The sequence below is a fragment of the Nocardioides sp. YIM 152315 genome (genome assembly GCF_029210375.1).
Lineage (GTDB): Bacteria > Actinomycetota > Actinomycetes > Propionibacteriales > Nocardioidaceae > Nocardioides.
In genome coordinates this window covers 59,173-73,342 of sequence record NZ_JARGER010000015.1, presented here as the reverse complement: position 1 = coordinate 73,342, position 14,170 = coordinate 59,173, and the positions used below count along the sequence as shown (strand labels likewise).

At 72.1% G+C, this 14,170-nt stretch carries 13 protein-coding genes; 7 read left to right on the top strand and 6 right to left on the bottom strand.

Going from position 1 to position 14,170, the window contains the following annotated elements:
* Nucleotides 1-5 precede the first annotated feature (5 nt).
* Together PZ894_RS04205 and PZ894_RS04200 are read left to right on the top strand one after the other, a co-directional pair.
* Nucleotides 6-938, top strand: a complete 933-nt coding sequence (locus PZ894_RS04205) for a bifunctional riboflavin kinase/FAD synthetase (protein WP_275742760.1) — start codon at nucleotides 6-8, stop codon at nucleotides 936-938.
* Nucleotides 935-1,945 (top strand): hypothetical protein, encoded by a 1,011-nt coding sequence (locus tag PZ894_RS04200; protein WP_275742758.1) that lies wholly within the window; start codon nucleotides 935-937, stop codon nucleotides 1,943-1,945. Before PZ894_RS04205 ends, PZ894_RS04200 begins: the two co-directional genes overlap by 4 nt.
* Nucleotides 1,946-1,972: 27 nt before the next feature.
* Here PZ894_RS04200 and PZ894_RS04195 read toward each other — a convergent pair whose 3' ends face one another.
* Genes PZ894_RS04195 through PZ894_RS04185 form a run of 3 tightly spaced genes read right to left on the bottom strand, consistent with a single transcriptional unit; the run spans nucleotide 1,973 to nucleotide 3,991 of the window.
* Entirely contained in the window at nucleotides 1,973-2,230 is a 258-nt protein-coding gene (locus tag PZ894_RS04195) for an HPr family phosphocarrier protein (RefSeq protein WP_275742757.1), read from the bottom strand.
* 37 nt (nucleotides 2,231-2,267) lie between these two features.
* Nucleotides 2,268-3,227, bottom strand: a complete 960-nt coding sequence (locus PZ894_RS04190; protein WP_275742756.1) for a 1-phosphofructokinase family hexose kinase — start codon at nucleotides 3,225-3,227, stop codon at nucleotides 2,268-2,270.
* Nucleotides 3,224-3,991, bottom strand: a complete 768-nt coding sequence (locus PZ894_RS04185; RefSeq protein WP_275742755.1) for a DeoR/GlpR family DNA-binding transcription regulator — start codon at nucleotides 3,989-3,991, stop codon at nucleotides 3,224-3,226. The genes PZ894_RS04190 and PZ894_RS04185 overlap by 4 nt, the downstream gene beginning before the upstream one ends.
* Before the next feature lie 89 nt (nucleotides 3,992-4,080).
* On the opposite strand from PZ894_RS04185, the gene ptsP reads away from it, so the two are divergent.
* Nucleotides 4,081-5,760, top strand: coding sequence for a phosphoenolpyruvate--protein phosphotransferase (gene ptsP / locus PZ894_RS04180; protein ID WP_275742753.1), 1,680 nt, complete (start codon nucleotides 4,081-4,083; stop codon nucleotides 5,758-5,760).
* Nucleotides 5,761-5,861: 101 nt separating this feature from the next.
* Here the strand turns inward: ptsP and PZ894_RS04175 are convergent, their stop codons facing one another.
* Both PZ894_RS04175 and PZ894_RS04170 read right to left on the bottom strand, forming a co-directional pair.
* A complete protein-coding gene (locus tag PZ894_RS04175; protein WP_275743023.1) occupies nucleotides 5,862-6,458 on the bottom strand; it encodes a response regulator transcription factor in 597 nt (198 codons plus the stop codon).
* A complete protein-coding gene (locus PZ894_RS04170; RefSeq protein ID WP_275742751.1) occupies nucleotides 6,455-7,627 on the bottom strand; it encodes a sensor histidine kinase in 1,173 nt (390 codons plus the stop codon). The genes PZ894_RS04175 and PZ894_RS04170 overlap by 4 nt, the downstream gene beginning before the upstream one ends.
* A 175-nt stretch (nucleotides 7,628-7,802) precedes the next feature.
* Between PZ894_RS04170 and PZ894_RS04165 the strand changes: the two genes are divergently transcribed.
* Together PZ894_RS04165 and PZ894_RS04160 are read left to right on the top strand one after the other, a co-directional pair.
* Nucleotides 7,803-9,962, top strand: coding sequence for an MMPL family transporter (locus PZ894_RS04165; RefSeq protein WP_275742749.1), 2,160 nt, complete (start codon nucleotides 7,803-7,805; stop codon nucleotides 9,960-9,962).
* Between the two features lie 217 nt (nucleotides 9,963-10,179).
* Entirely contained in the window at nucleotides 10,180-10,422 is a 243-nt protein-coding gene (locus PZ894_RS04160) for a DUF6458 family protein (protein WP_275742748.1), read from the top strand.
* A gap of 20 nt (nucleotides 10,423-10,442) precedes the next feature.
* Here PZ894_RS04160 and PZ894_RS04155 read toward each other — a convergent pair whose 3' ends face one another.
* The gene (locus PZ894_RS04155) at nucleotides 10,443-11,168 is read right to left on the bottom strand and encodes a L,D-transpeptidase family protein (protein ID WP_275742747.1); all 726 of its coding nucleotides are present in this window, start codon (nucleotides 11,166-11,168) and stop codon (nucleotides 10,443-10,445) included.
* Between the two features lie 172 nt (nucleotides 11,169-11,340).
* On the opposite strand from PZ894_RS04155, the gene rpsO reads away from it, so the two are divergent.
* Nucleotides 11,341-11,616, top strand: coding sequence for a 30S ribosomal protein S15 (gene rpsO / locus PZ894_RS04150; protein ID WP_275742746.1), 276 nt, complete (start codon nucleotides 11,341-11,343; stop codon nucleotides 11,614-11,616).
* 282 nt (nucleotides 11,617-11,898) lie between these two features.
* Nucleotides 11,899-14,151: a polyribonucleotide nucleotidyltransferase gene (locus tag PZ894_RS04145; RefSeq protein ID WP_275742745.1), complete on the top strand. Its 2,253-nt coding sequence runs from the start codon at nucleotides 11,899-11,901 to the stop codon at nucleotides 14,149-14,151.
* Nucleotides 14,152-14,170: the final 19 nt, after the last annotated feature.

Here is a 14,170-nt window from a genome sequence, read left to right as displayed (position 1 = left end):
CGCGCGTGCAGATCTGGCGATCCCTCGACGAGGTTCCGGCCGACCTGGGGCCGACGGTCGTCGTCATCGGCAACTTCGACGGGGTGCACCTCGGCCACCGGCACGTGGTGTCGCGGGCCCGGGAGATCGCCGACGAGCGCTCGCTGCCCGTCGTCGCGGTCACCTTCGACCCGCACCCGATGGCGGTGCTGCGTCCCGAGCACGCCCCGACCACGCTGACCACGCTCGAGATCCGCGCCGAGCTGCTCAACGCGGCCGGCGCCGACCACGTGCTGGCCGTGCCGTTCGACCGGGGCGTCGCCGGATGGACGCCGGAGGAGTTCGTCGAGCGCGTGCTCGTCGACAGCCTCCACGCGGCCGCCGTCGTGGTCGGCGCGAACTTCCGGTTCGGCAACCGCGCCTCCGGCGACGTCGCGACCCTGCGGGAGGCCGGGGCGCGGCTCGGCTTCGGCGCCGAGGGCATCCCGCTCGACGGCGGCCCGCAGGTGTGGTCCTCGACGTACGTCCGGATGAGCCTGGCCGCCGGCGACGTCGCCGGCGCCGCCGAGGCGCTCGGGCGGCCGTACGCCGTGCGGGGGGTGGTCGTCCGCGGCGACCAGCGCGGCCGCGAGCTCGGCTTCCCGACGGCCAACGTGCCCACCGACGCGATGACCGCCGCGCCGCCCGACGGCGTCTACGCCGGCTGGCTGCGCCGCCTCGACACCGGCGAGGTCTTCCCGGCGGCGATCAGCGTCGGCACCAACCCCACCTTCGACGGGGTGCGTGACCGCCGTGTCGAGAGCTACGTGCTGGACCGCACCGACCTCGAGCTGTACGGCGTCGAGGTCGAGGTCAGCTTCGTCGAGCGGCTGCGCGGGATGGTCGCGTTCGACTCCGTGGAGGCGCTGGTCGCGCAGATGAAGGCCGACGTCGATCGGGCCCGTGAGCTGCTGACGTGACCCGCGAGGAGGCGCTGCGCTCGGCGGAGGTCTGGTTCCAGCGGCACGGCCTCCCGTACTTCGTGCCCGCGGACCGGGCCGCCGTCCGCGCCGCGCTGCGGCCCGGGCGGACGCTGCCTCTCCTGGTCGCGGTCGTGCTTGTCGCCGTCGCGGCCGGGGTCGGGCTCGCCTGGTTCGCGGACGAGATCACGGCCGGTCCGGCCGTCCTGCTCGCGGTCGTGCTGGTGGCGGCGGTCTGGTACGCGCTGACCGCGCTCCGCTTCCGCCCGATCCTCGGGTGGAGCCTCAGCCGCACGACCGGCACCCTGGTCCGGCTGCTGCCGAACATGTCGCGGGCGCTGCCGCTGCTGCTGGTCTTCGTGACGTTCCTCTTCATCAACGCCGAGGCCTGGCAGATGACCGCCAGCCTCACCCCCGGCCTGCTCTGGCTGACCGTGCTGCTGTTCACGGCGATCGGCGTCGTGTTCCTGCTGGTGCGACTGCCGGAGGAGGTGGACCGGGCCGATGACGAGGTGGACGACGCGTTCCTCGTGCGGGCCTGCGCCCGGACCCCGCTCGAGCAACCCTGCGCCGAGCTGGTCGACGACCCGGAGGCCGATCCGGCGGCGTACGCCCAGGTCACGGGCTTCGAGCGCTGGAACCTGATCCTCGCCCTGGTGATCGTCCAGGCCGTCCAGGTGCTGCTCCTCGCGGCGAGCGTCTTCGTCTTCTTCCTGGTCTTCGGCGCCCTGGTGATGGACGAGGACGTCCAGGTCGCCTGGACCGGGCTGGACGCCGTGCAGAACGTGCCGGGCCTCCCGAGCGTGTCGGTGCAGCTGCTGAAGGTCTCGGTCTTCCTGGCCGACTTCTCCGGCCTCTACCTCACGGTGTCCACGCTGACCGACGAGACCTATCGCGCACAGTTCTTCTCGACCGTGACGCGCGAGCTGGAGCGGGCCGTCGGGATGCGCGCGGTCTACCTCGCGTTGCGCGCCGCCGAGGATGGTGAGCCCCGGCGGACGCCGTAGCGCTCGCCCGGCCTCACGACCCGATCCTCATGCGTCGAGATCCTTCTCGACCAGCGCCACGATGGTGTCGAGGGCGACCTGGTCGTCGCTGCTGACCTCGACCCGGTCGCCGCAGGCGGCCCCGAGGGTCATGATCATCAGCGACGAGCTCGCGTCGACCGGCTCCTGGCCGGAGATGCCGATGAGCACCTCGGCGTCGAGCTCCTCGGCCGCCTCGGCGATGAGCTGGGCGGGACGGGCGTGCAGGCCGACGGAGGAGCCGACGGCGACGGTCTTGCTGGGCATGCTGTTCTCTCCCTGTTGTGTGAGGTTGCCGGCGAGCTCACCCTCCCGGGGCGAGCTGCAGCTGTCGGACCGAGACGAGCTCGGGCTGCACCTGGTGAGGCTGCGGGATGGTCGTGCCCGGCAGGCCGGCGGCGGCGCTGCCGTAGGCGACGGCGAGCGCGAGCCGCCGGCCGGGGTCGAGGCCCTGGAGGTCGCCGAGGAGGTAGCCGAACAGGCTGGAGTCGCCGGCTCCGACCGTGCTCACCACGGTCGTCGGCGGAGGAGCGGCGTGCCACGCGCCGTCACCGGTGACCAGCACCGCGCCGTGCGGGCCGAGCGTCGCCAGCACGGCCTCGACTCCGCGCTCCACCAGGCCGGTCGCGGCCTCCGCGGCCGCGCCGGGGTCGGACTCGAGCACGTCGGGGTCCAGGCCCGTGAACGACGCGAGCTCCTCGCCGTTCGGCTTCATCAGGTGCGGCGCCGCGGTGCCGAGGCCGTCGACGAGGGCCCGCAGGGGCGCGTCCGAGGTGTCGACCGCGACCCGGGCGCCGTGGCCGCGCAGGGCGGCGACGAGCTCGGCGTACCACCCCACCGGCGTGCCGGGCGGCAGCGAGCCGGCGAGCACGACCCAGTCGGCGCTGTCGGCGCGGTGCTGGAGCGACGCGGTGAGCTCGTGCAGCACGTCGGGGGCGAGCGTCGGGCCCGGGCTGTTCAGCTTGGTCGTGGTGCCGTCGGGCTCGGAGACGGTGATGTTGACCCGCAGGGTGCCGTCGATGGTGACCGGCCGGCAGTCGATGCCGGAGGCGAGCAGCTCGTGGACGAACGGATCGTCGTGGGGGGCCGGCAGCACCGCGATGGAGGGGACTCCCGCCGCGACCGAGGCGCGGGAGATGTTGACGCCCTTGCCGCCTGCCTGGGAGAGCACCGACTCGGCGCGGATCACCGCGCCGCGCTCGAGCCGACCCGCCAGCGACACCGTGCGGTCGTGGCTCGGGTTGGCCGTGAGCGTGACGATCATGCGATGACGACCTCGAGACCGGCGTCCTCGAGACCCGCCCGGTCCGCGGCGGTGATGCCGGCGTCGGTCACCAGCGCATCGATCTCGACGAGCCGCGCGAACCGGATGGCCGTCTCGGTGCCGACCTTGCTGGAGTCCGACAGGCAGACCACGCGGCGCGCCGCGCCGACCATGGCGCGCTTGGCCGCCGCCTCGTCGTGGTCGGGGGTGGAGAGCCCGTGATCGACGGTGATCCCGTTCGTGCCGAGGAAGGCGACGTCGACGCGCAGCCGCTCGAGCGCCTCGACGGTGTCGGCGCCGACGGCCGCCTGGGTCGTGGTGCGGACCCGCCCGGGGAGCAGGTGCAGGTCGAGGTGGGGGAGCCCGGCGAGGCGCGCGGCGATCGGCACGGCATGGGTCACGACCGTGAGCCTGTGGTCGCGCGGGAGCAGGCTGGCGAACCGGATGGTCGTCGAGCCCGCGTCGATGAGGACGGTGCCGCCGACCGGGGGCAGCTCGTCGATCGCCGCCTTGGCGATCAGCTCCTTCTCCGCGGTGTTGGCCTGGTCGCGCTCGCCGAGCCCGGACTCGATCACGGCGAGGGAGCTGGCGGGCACGGCGCCGCCGTGGACGCGCCGGACCAGCCCCATCCGCTCGAGCGCGGAGAGGTCGCGCCGCACGGTCTCGGTCGTGACGCCGAACTGCTCGGCGATCGCCGCGACCGACAACCGGCCGCGCTCGCCCACGAGCTGGGCGATCGCCTGCTGGCGCTCTTCGGCGTACATTGATCGCACTCCTTCGGGGATCTGCGTATGTGTTGTTTTATGCCCGAATGTGTTGACGTGTCAAGACCGACGGGCGTTTACTGAGGAGCATGGTCACCGCATCCACCCCGCAGCTGCGCGGCACGCCGGTGGTGGCCGGCGTCGCGTACGGACCGGTCCTCGTCGTCCGCACCGAGGTCGACCCGGCGGCGATCGCGCGCTTCGACGGCGCCGCCTTCGCCGACGCCCAGGCCGCGCTGACGGCGTACGACGCGGCGGTGGGCGCCGTCGCCGACGGGTTCGCCGCCAAGGCCGGTGCGGCCTCCGGCTCCGCCGCCGCCGTGCTCACCGCGAGCGCCGGACTCGCCCGTGACAAGGGCCTGCGCCGCGGGGTGGCGAAGGCACTCCAGTCGGGGGCCGGCCTCCTCGACGCGGTGCACGCCGCGGTCGAGGAGTTCGTGACCATCTTCGACAACATGGGCGGCCTGATGGCCGAGCGGGTCACCGACCTGCGTGACATCGAGCGCCGGGTCGTCGCCCATCTCGTCGGCGAGCCCGAGCCGGGGGTCGACCTGCCCGACAGTCCGTGCCTGGTGGTGGCCGAGGACCTCGCGCCCTCCGACACCGCCGGGCTCGACCCGAGCCGGGTGCTCGCGCTGGTCACCGAGCGCGGCGGACCGACGAGCCACACCGCGATCATCGCCCGTCAGCTCGCGATCCCGTGCGTGGTCGGGCTCGCCGGCGCGACCGACGTGCCGGGTGGCACCTTCGTGCTCGTCGACGGCGCCGCCGGACTGCTCGAGGTCGAGCCCGACGAGGTCGACGCGCGCGAGCGCGTCGTCGCCGACGCGGCAGCGCGCGAGGCGCTCGCCTCGTGGTCGGGCCCCGGCGCGACCGCCGACGGCCGGCCGGTCAAGATCCTCGCCAACGTCGCCGACGGCGAGTCGGCGCGTGCGGCCAGCGGCGCACCGGTGCAGGGCGTGGGACTGTTCCGCACCGAGCTGTGCTTCCTCAACCGCAAGGACGAGCCGCCGGTCGAGGAGCAGGCCGAGATCTACGGCCGCGTCCTCGACGCCTTCGGCGACGAGAGGTACGTCGTGGTGCGCACCCTCGATGCCGGCTCGGACAAGCCGGTCGCGTTCGCGACCCTCGACGGCGAGGAGAACCCAGCGCTCGGCGTACGCGGGCTGCGGCTGTCCTTCGACAACCCCGGTCTGCTCGACCGCCAGCTCGACGGCATCGCCCGGGCCGCCGAGCAGACCGGCACCGAGGCGTGGGTGATGGCCCCGATGGTCGCGACCGTCGCGGAGGCCGAGACGTTCGCCGCGAAGGTCCACCGCCGCGGACTGCGCGCCGGCGTGATGGTCGAGGTGCCGAGCGCCGCCCTGCTCGCGCACCGGATGCTCCAGGTCGTCGACTTCCTCTCGATCGGCACCAACGACCTCACGCAGTACACGATGGCCGCCGACCGGATGGCCACCGACCTCGCGCACCTCACCGACCCCTGGCAGCCGGCTGTGCTGCAGCTCATCGCGATCACCGCCGAGGCCGGTCGTCAGGCCCGCAAGCCCGTCGGCGTCTGCGGCGAGGCCGCGGCCGACCCGCTGCTCGCGTGCGTGCTGGTCGGCATGGGCGTCAGCTCGCTGTCGATGGCCGCCGCGGCCGTGCGCCCGGTCGGCGCTCGGCTGGCCTCCGTCACCTCGGAGCAGTGCGAGGACGCCGCGGAGGCCGCCCTCGCCGCGGCCGACCCGCAGGCCGCCCGCGACGCCGTGCGCGCACTGCTGGGCTGAAGGTTGAGTCGGGACTTCCAGACACATCAATCGGGACTTCTGGACAAGAGAATGTCCTGAACTCCCGACCCAACTGTCCGAAAGTCCCGATTCAACGTCGGTCAGACGCGCAGCCAGGCCAGCACGGCCCGCACGCGGCGGTGGTCGTCCTCGTCGAGCGGCAGGTCGAGCTTCGCGAAGATGCTGTTGATGTGCTTCGCCACGGCCTTCTCGGTCACGTGCAGGTGGGCCGCGATCGCGCCGTTGGAGCGACCCTCGGCCATCAGCCCGAGCACTTCCCGCTCGCGTGCGGTCAACCGGTCCAGCGGCTCGTCGCGCTGGCGGGCCATCACGGTCGCGACCACCTCGGGGTCGAGCACGGTGCCTCCGCCGGCGACCCGGCGGACGCCGTCGACGAACTCCGCGACGTCGGAGACCCGGTCCTTGAGCAGGTAGCCGACCGCGCCCGTGCCGCTGGCCAGGAGCTCGCGCGCGTAGAGCTGCTCGACGTACTGCGACAGGACCATCACCGGGAAGCCCGGCCGCGCCTCGCGCACGGTGATCGCGGCGCGCAGGCCCTCGTCGGTCTGGGTCGGCGGCAGGCGTACGTCGAGCACCGCCGCGTCGGCGTCGGGGTCGCCCAGCGCCTGCGCGAGGGCGGGCGCGTTGTCGACCGCGTGCAGGATCGTGAAGCCGTTGCCCTCGAGCAGCTGGATCATCCCGGCCCGGAGGAGGGCGTGGTCCTCGGCGAGGACGAGCTTGAGTCCGGCGTCGGAGCCAGGCTGCACGGAACCTCCAAGGTGACCAGGGTCGGGCCGCCGGCCGGGCTCGACACCGACATCGTGCCGTCGAACGCCGCCAACCGCCGCATCACGCCCAGCATGCCGGTCCCGCTCCCGGGGTCCGCGCCGCCGCGCCCGTCGTCGCCGACGATCGCGCGCAGCGTGCCGCCGTTGTCGGCCGGCTCGTGCGTGAGGATGATCCAGGCGTGGCGTGCGGCGGCGTGCTTGCCGATGTTCGCCAGGCACTCGGCGACGCCGAAGTAGACCGCCGACTCGACCGGCGCGGGCGGCCGACCGGAGAGCCGGACCTCTACGTGCACCGGGATCGCCATGTCGAGCGCGATCGCCTCGACGGCCCCGCCGAGGCCGCGGTCGGCGAGCACGGGCGGATGGATGCCGCGTACGACGGAGCGCAGGTCGCCGATCGCCGCGGTGGTCGTGGCGCGGGCGTCCTGCACGAGCCGGCGGGCCTGCTCCGGGTCGGCCTCGAACGCCGCATCGGCCATGCCGAGGCTCATCGACAGCGCCACGAGCCGCGCCTGGGCGCCGTCGTGGAGGTCACGCTCGAGCCGGCGCAGCTCGGCGGCGGAGTGGTCGACGAGGTCGGCCCGGCTCTCGGTCAGGTGATGCACCCGCTGCTCGAGCTTCTCGGTGCGGCTGTAGGCGAGGAAGAACCGGTCGAACATCGCCCGGGCCCGCATCAGCGGCGGCGTCACGAACCACCAGATGAAGCCGGTGACCACCCCGAGCAGCAGGATCACCACGACCAGCGAAACCACGATGCCCACGGCCGGGGCGACGAAGACCCAGGCGAGGTCGCGCCACGTCATCGGGTCGGCCAGCACCGCCCGCGCCTTGGCGAAGAAGCCGCCCTGCGGGAGTGGCCGGTAGGGATCCGGGATCGGCTCACCGAGCGTGCGGGCGGCCATCACGCGGTGCAGGTTCGCGATCCACCGGGTCGCGAAGAGGCATCCGGTGACGATGCCGAGCCCGACCCAGATCACGACGAGCACGCCGCCGACGATCCAGAGCACCAGGAGCACGATCAGCACGATGGCGAGGAAGAACTGGGCGACGGCGTACCCGGTCAGGCGCAAGCGATCCACGTCCCCATCCTCTCGGGCCGGCCCGAGTCGCACAGTGGTGCTGGCACCACCCGGGTCCGGGTCCTGGCGCCCCTGATCTTTTCCGCGCGCGACTCGACGCTGGGAGCACCAACCAGACCAGCCATCGAGGACCCGAGGAGAGACGGCCATGGGCAACCCGTTGACAGCAGTACCGATGAGAGCCGCGCGATGGAGCGCGGAACACCCCTGGCGGGCGATCCTGGCGTGGATCGCCTTCGTCGCGTTCGCGGTCGGGCTCGCCGTGGCGATGCCGACGAAGGCCACGACCGACGCCGACTTCCGGGTCGGCGAGTCCGGCCGGGCCGACGCGATGATCACCGAGTCCGGGCTGGTGCAGCCCGACAGCGAGAACGTCCTGATCACCGCCCGCGGCGGCGACCTCGACGAGGAGGCCGCGCAGAGCGCCGTCGCCGACGTCGCGGCGGCCGCCCGCGACGCCGAGCACGTCGCCGAGGTCGCCGAGCCGCAGTGGAACGCGGACCGGTCGGCCGTGCTCGTCCCGATCGAGCTGACGCCCGACACCGACGACGTCACCGACCTCCAGGACGCCGTCTCGGCGGTGGGGGAGCGGCACGGCGAGGTCGACATCCGCCAGGCCGGCGACGTGAGCCTGGACGTCGCCATCGACGACCGGGTCGGCGACGACCTGGCCGCGGCCGAGACCACCAGCCTCCCGGTCACGTTGATCCTGATGCTGCTCGCGTTCGGCGCACTGATCGCCGCCGGCATCCCGGTGCTCCTCGCCGCCTCCAGCGTGGCGGCCACGATCGGCCTGATGGCGCCGCTGTCGCATCTCGTCCCGTCGGACGACACCGTGGCGAGCATGATCGTGCTGATCGGCATGGCGGTCGGCGTCGACTACTCGCTCTTCTACCTCAAGCGCGAGCGCGAGGAGCGGGCCAAGGGGCGCGGCACGCTTGACGCGGTCGAGATCGCGGCGCAGACCTCCGGGCACTCGATCCTGGTCTCGGGTGGCGCGGTCATCGCCGCGATGGCGGGGCTGTTCGTCATCGACGACGCCACGTTCAACTCCCTCGCGGTCGGCTCGATCCTGGTGGTCGCCGTGGCGGTCCTCGGCTCGATCACCGTGCTGCCGGCGCTGCTGGTCAAGCTCGGTCGCTGGTCCGACCGGCCGCGGGTGCCGCTGCTGTGGCGCCTCAACCGGCGCATCGGTCGCGGCGGGATCAGCCGCCGGCTGCTCGGCCCGGTCGTCCGGCACCCGGTCGTGGCCCTCGTGCTGGCCTCGACGGTGATCCTCGGCCTCGCCGTACCGGCTCTCGGCATGAAGACCCATTCCGGCACGCTCGACACGCTGCCGAGCTCGATCCCGCAGGTGCAGACCGTCAAGGACATCAGCACGAGCTTCCCGGCCGACGAGGGCGCCAGCGCGACGGTCGTCGTGCGCGGCGACGCGCGGGAGCAGGCCGACGTGCGGTCGGCGCTCGAGCGGATGAGCGACGACGCCGTCGACACCGGTCACTTCGTCGCCTCGAGCAACGGCGTGCAGACGTCCGAGGACGGTACGACGTCGATGGTCGTGCTCGGCATGCCCTACGACGAGACCGACGAGCGCGTCGACGCCGCGCTGCACGAGCTGCGCGACGACCTGGTGCCGGCCGCCGTCGGTGAGCTCGGCCCCGGGCACGACGTCGAGCACGCCGTCGGTGGGGGCGCCGCGGAGAGCCTGGACTTCGCGGAGAAGCAGGGCAACCGGCTCGGGCTCGTCATCGGGTTCGTGCTGCTGCTGACGATGCTGATCATGGTCACGACGTTCCGCAGCGTGGTGCTCGCCGGCATCTCGACGGTGCTGAACCTGGCCTCGGTCGGAGCGGCGTTCGGCGTCCTGACGTTGGTCTTCCAGCACGGCTGGTTCAGCGGGTCCCTGGACTTCTCGAGCCCGGGCTTCGTCATCGACTGGATCCCGCTCTTCGTGCTGGTGGTCCTCGTCGGACTGTCGATGGACTACCACGTCTTCGTCCTCAGCCGGGTGCGTGAGCACGTCGAGCTGGGCATGCCCACGCGGCTCGCCGTCCAGCGTGGCATCGTCGACACCGCGGGCGTGGTCACCAGCGCGGCCGCGGTCATGGTCTCGGTGTTCGCGATCTTCGCGACGCTGTCGATGCTGGAGATGAAGATGATGGGCGTCGGCCTGTCGGCCGCGATCCTGCTCGACGCCACGCTGATCCGGCTGGTGATCCTCCCCGCCACGCTGGTCCTGCTCGGCGACCGGGTCTGGTGGCCGTGGCGTCCGGTCCGGCCGCGCGGCGAGCCGGTCGTGGAGCGGGAGCCGGCGTACGCCGGAAGCGCCGGGTAGGTGGGATGGCGCAGGGATACCCGGTGCACCGGGTATCCCTGCACTTCTAGGGAAATGTGCAACACCCGAGGAGTCGCGAGGGCGGCTGGACCTGCGAGGCGGTGGTCTCGGAGTCGGTGACACTGGTCTGAGCCAGTGCAGCGACCGGGTTTGCGCCGCAACCTGGCCGGACACCCTTTCGCTGAGCGCCCAGAAGGGCGCGGAGAGAGGGATGGACATGGGCTACGGACTTGGCGTCTTCCTGCTCGCGGTGGGGCTGATTCTCGCCTTCGCCGTGACCGACAACCTCGCGAACGTCGACCTCACGATGGTGGGATACATCCTCACGGCGGCCGGCGTGCTCGTCATCGTCCTGACTGTCGCGACGACCTCGTCACGGCGACGCTCCACGCACGTGACGCAGTACTCCGACGGCCGCCGCGAGGTCACCGAGCGCAGGGACCCGCCGCCGGCGGTCTGAGTCGTCCGGGCCCGGGCCGGTCAGCGCTGCTGCAGGACCCGCGGCTCCGCCGACGGGCGCAGCCAGGTGAGCAGCCACCGCATCTGCCGCGGGTTCCCCACCTGGGTGCAGCCGGCCGTCGGCGCCCAGCGGTGCCCGGGCTTCGACGTGTGGTAGAAGATCCCGCTGCCCCTGCCGGGCACCGGCCGCGTGCCCGCGCCCGGGCGCAGCCGGACGAAGTTGTAGTCCAGCACCCACCCCGACCGCATCGACGGACGGTTGCCCGACCTGACGCCGCGGACCTCGAGCCACGTGTTGTAGTTCGGTCCCGCTGCGGAGGAGACGATCGAGGTCGGCCGACGCTGGCGCCACGGCATCCGGCCGGGGTTGGACGAGCTGGTCGTGAAGGTCACCTCGATGTCGAACACCCCGAGCGGTGACCGGCGGTCGCCCTCGCGCTGCTTGCCCCACCCCCGCGAGCCGATCGTGGACCGGAGCTCGCGGACCTTCTCCCAGCCGCCGTCGCCGGTGCGCTCCCAGGCCTGGGTGACCGTGCACCAGACCTTGTGGCAGTACTTCCGGCTCGACACCGTGCGCACCACCTGCGTGGTCCGCTCCGGGAGGTCCGCCGCCCATGCCGGCTCGTCGGCCGCGGCGTACGACGGGGGCGAGCCGATCGGCAGGCCGGTCGTCGCTCCGGTCACCAGGCCGGTCACCAGGCTGGTGAGCAGCGCGAGGACGAGCACCGCTCCGAGAGGTCGTGGCACGGCCCGATCATCACATGCGGATTCGGCCGCGCGTCACCCTGCGCGTTAGAGTTCTCAGGTTGCCTGCACGAGGCGACACGCCGTCAGAACGGCCGCGGAACCAGAGTGCCCCGGTGAACAGGCCCGGGCGCGCCGCGCAACGAACTGCCCGAGAGGGCCGGAAGGAGCCCGCATGTCGATCGGTACCGACGCGGAGACCAAGAAGAAGATCATCGCCGAGTACGCCATGACCGAGGGCGACACCGGCTCGCCCGAGGTGCAGATCGCGCTGCTGAGCCACCGCATCTCCCACCTCACCGAGCACCTCAAGCAGCACAAGCACGACCACCACAGCCGTCGTGGCCTGCTGCTGCTCGTCGGTCAGCGCCGTCGTCTGCTCAACTACCTGCAGAAGACCGAGATCGCGCGCTACCGCTCCATCGTGGAGCGCCTCGGTCTGCGTCGTTGACCTTCCCCGTCTCCGGGGCGGAGCGGCTGCCCCTTCGCGGGCAGCCGCTCCTCTCGTATCCGGGCCCGACAACGCTAGGCTCGGACGCGTTCGACAACTGAACACCTCAGAAGCACACCAGGAGCGACCCGCGCGTTCTGGCCCGGTCCTCGGTAGTGGCCTTCAGCCCCCGCACTCGCGGGTGGGCTGCGGGCCTCGATCGAAGACCGGCCCGCACCCCATGCACGTGAGGGCAGAACGGGACGCCGTGGATCGCTCCGCGAACGGATAAGGGAACGACCCTTGACTGACACCTCCACCAACGAGCCCGTGATCTCTGCCGTCGAGACCGTCCTCGACAACGGCAAGTACGGCCAGCGCACCGTGAAGTTCGAGACCGGGCTCCTCGCCCGGCAGGCCGCCGGCTCGGTGACCGCCTACCTCGACGACGACACCATGCTGCTGTCGGCGACCACCGCCGGCAAGCACCCCAAGGAGCAGTTCGACTTCTTCCCGCTCACGATCGACGTCGAGGAGCGGATGTACGCCGCGGGCAAGATCCCCGGCTCCTTCTTCCGCTCCGAGGGTCGCCCGGGCGAGGACGCGATCCTCGCCTGCCGCCTCATCGACCGGCCGCTGCGCCCGACCTTCAAGAAGGGCCTGCGCAACGAGGTCCAGGTCGTCATCACCGTGATGGCGCTCAACCCGGACGCGCCGTACGACGTGCTGGCGATCAACGCGGCCTCGCTGTCCACCCAGCTCTCCGGCCTGCCGTTCTCCGGCCCGGTCGGCGGCGTCCGCGTGGCGCTGATCGAGGGCCAGTGGGTCGCGTTCCCGACCCACAGCCAGCTCGAGGACGCCGTCTTCGACATGGTGGTCGCCGGCCGGGTCACCGACTCCGGCGACGTCGCGATCATGATGGTCGAGGCCGAGGCCACCGAGACCGCCTTCGGCAAGGTCCAGTCCGGTGCCCAGGCGCCGACCGAGGACGTCGTCGCCAGCGGTCTCGACGCTGCGAAGCCGTTCATCAAGCAGCTGTGCGAGGCGCAGTCGGAGCTCGCCAACGTCGCCGCGAAGCCGGTCCAGGACTTCCCGGTCTTCCTCGACTACGAGGACGACGTCTTCGAGGCCGTCGAGGCCGCGGTGAAGGCCGACCTCGCCGCCGCGATGAAGATCGCCGACAAGCAGGAGCGCAACGACCGCACCGACGAGCTCAAGGACGAGGTCATCGCGAAGCTCGGCGGCCAGTTCGAGGGCCGCGAGAAGGAGCTCGGCGCGGCGTTCCGCTCGGTCAACAAGGCCGTCGTCCGCGAGAGCATCCTGCGCGACAAGGTGCGCATCGACGGCCGCGGCCTGGCCGACATCCGGCCGCTGCACGCCGAGGTCGGCGTGATCCCCCGCGTGCACGGCTCGGCGCTGTTCGAGCGCGGCGAGACCCAGATCCTGGGCGTCACCACCCTCGACATGCTCAAGATGGAGCAGCAGCTCGACACGCTCTCCCCGGAGAAGCACCGCCGCTACATGCACAAGTACGTCTTCCCGCCGTTCTCGACCGGCGAGACCGGCCGGGTCGGCTCGCCGAAGCGCCGCGAGGTCGGCCACGGCGCGCTCGCCCGCCGGGCGCTGCTCCCGGTGCTGCCGGACCGCGAGGAGTTCCCCTACGCGATCCGTCAGCTCTCCGAGGCGATGGGCTCCAACGGCTCGACCTCGATGGGCTCCGTCTGCGCGTCCACGCTGGCGCTGCTGCAGGCCGGCGTGCCGCTCAAGGCGTCGGTCGCGGGCATCGCGATGGGCCTGGTGTCCGGCGAGATCGACGGCCAGACCCAGTACGTCGCGCTCACCGACATCCTCGGCGCCGAGGACGCGTTCGGCGACATGGACTTCAAGGTCGCCGGCACCCGGGAGTTCGTCACCGCGCTGCAGCTCGACACCAAGCTCGACGGCATTCCGGCCGAGGTGCTCGGGCAGGCGCTGCAGCAGGCGCGCGACGCGCGGATGACGATCCTCGACGTGATGGCCGAGGCCATCGACGAGCCCGAGGAGATGTCGATCCACGCGCCGCGGATCATCACGATCAAGATCCCCGTCGACAAGATCGGCGAGGTCATCGGCCCCAAGGGCAAGGTCATCAACCAGATCCAGGACGACACCGAGGCGTCGATCTCGATCGAGGACGACGGCACCATCTACATCGGTGCCACCAACGGCGAGGCCGCCGAGGCCGCCCGGTCCGCGATCAACGCGATCGCCAACCCGACGATGCCGGAGGTCGGCGAGCGCTACCTCGGCACGGTCGTGAAGACGACGAACTTCGGTGCGTTCGTCTCGCTGCTCCCCGGCAAGGACGGCCTGCTGCACATCAGCAAGCTGCGCTCGCTGGCCGGTGGCAAGCGCGTCGACGCCGTCGAGGACGTGGTCTCGGTCGGCCAGAAGATCCAGGTCCAGATCGCCGAGATCGACGACCGCGGCAAGCTGTCGCTGGTCCCGGTGGTCGAGGAGGGCGCTGCGGATGCCGAGGGGTCCGCGGACTCCGAGGGAGCTGACGACTCCGAGTGACCAAGGCTGCACCGAAGGT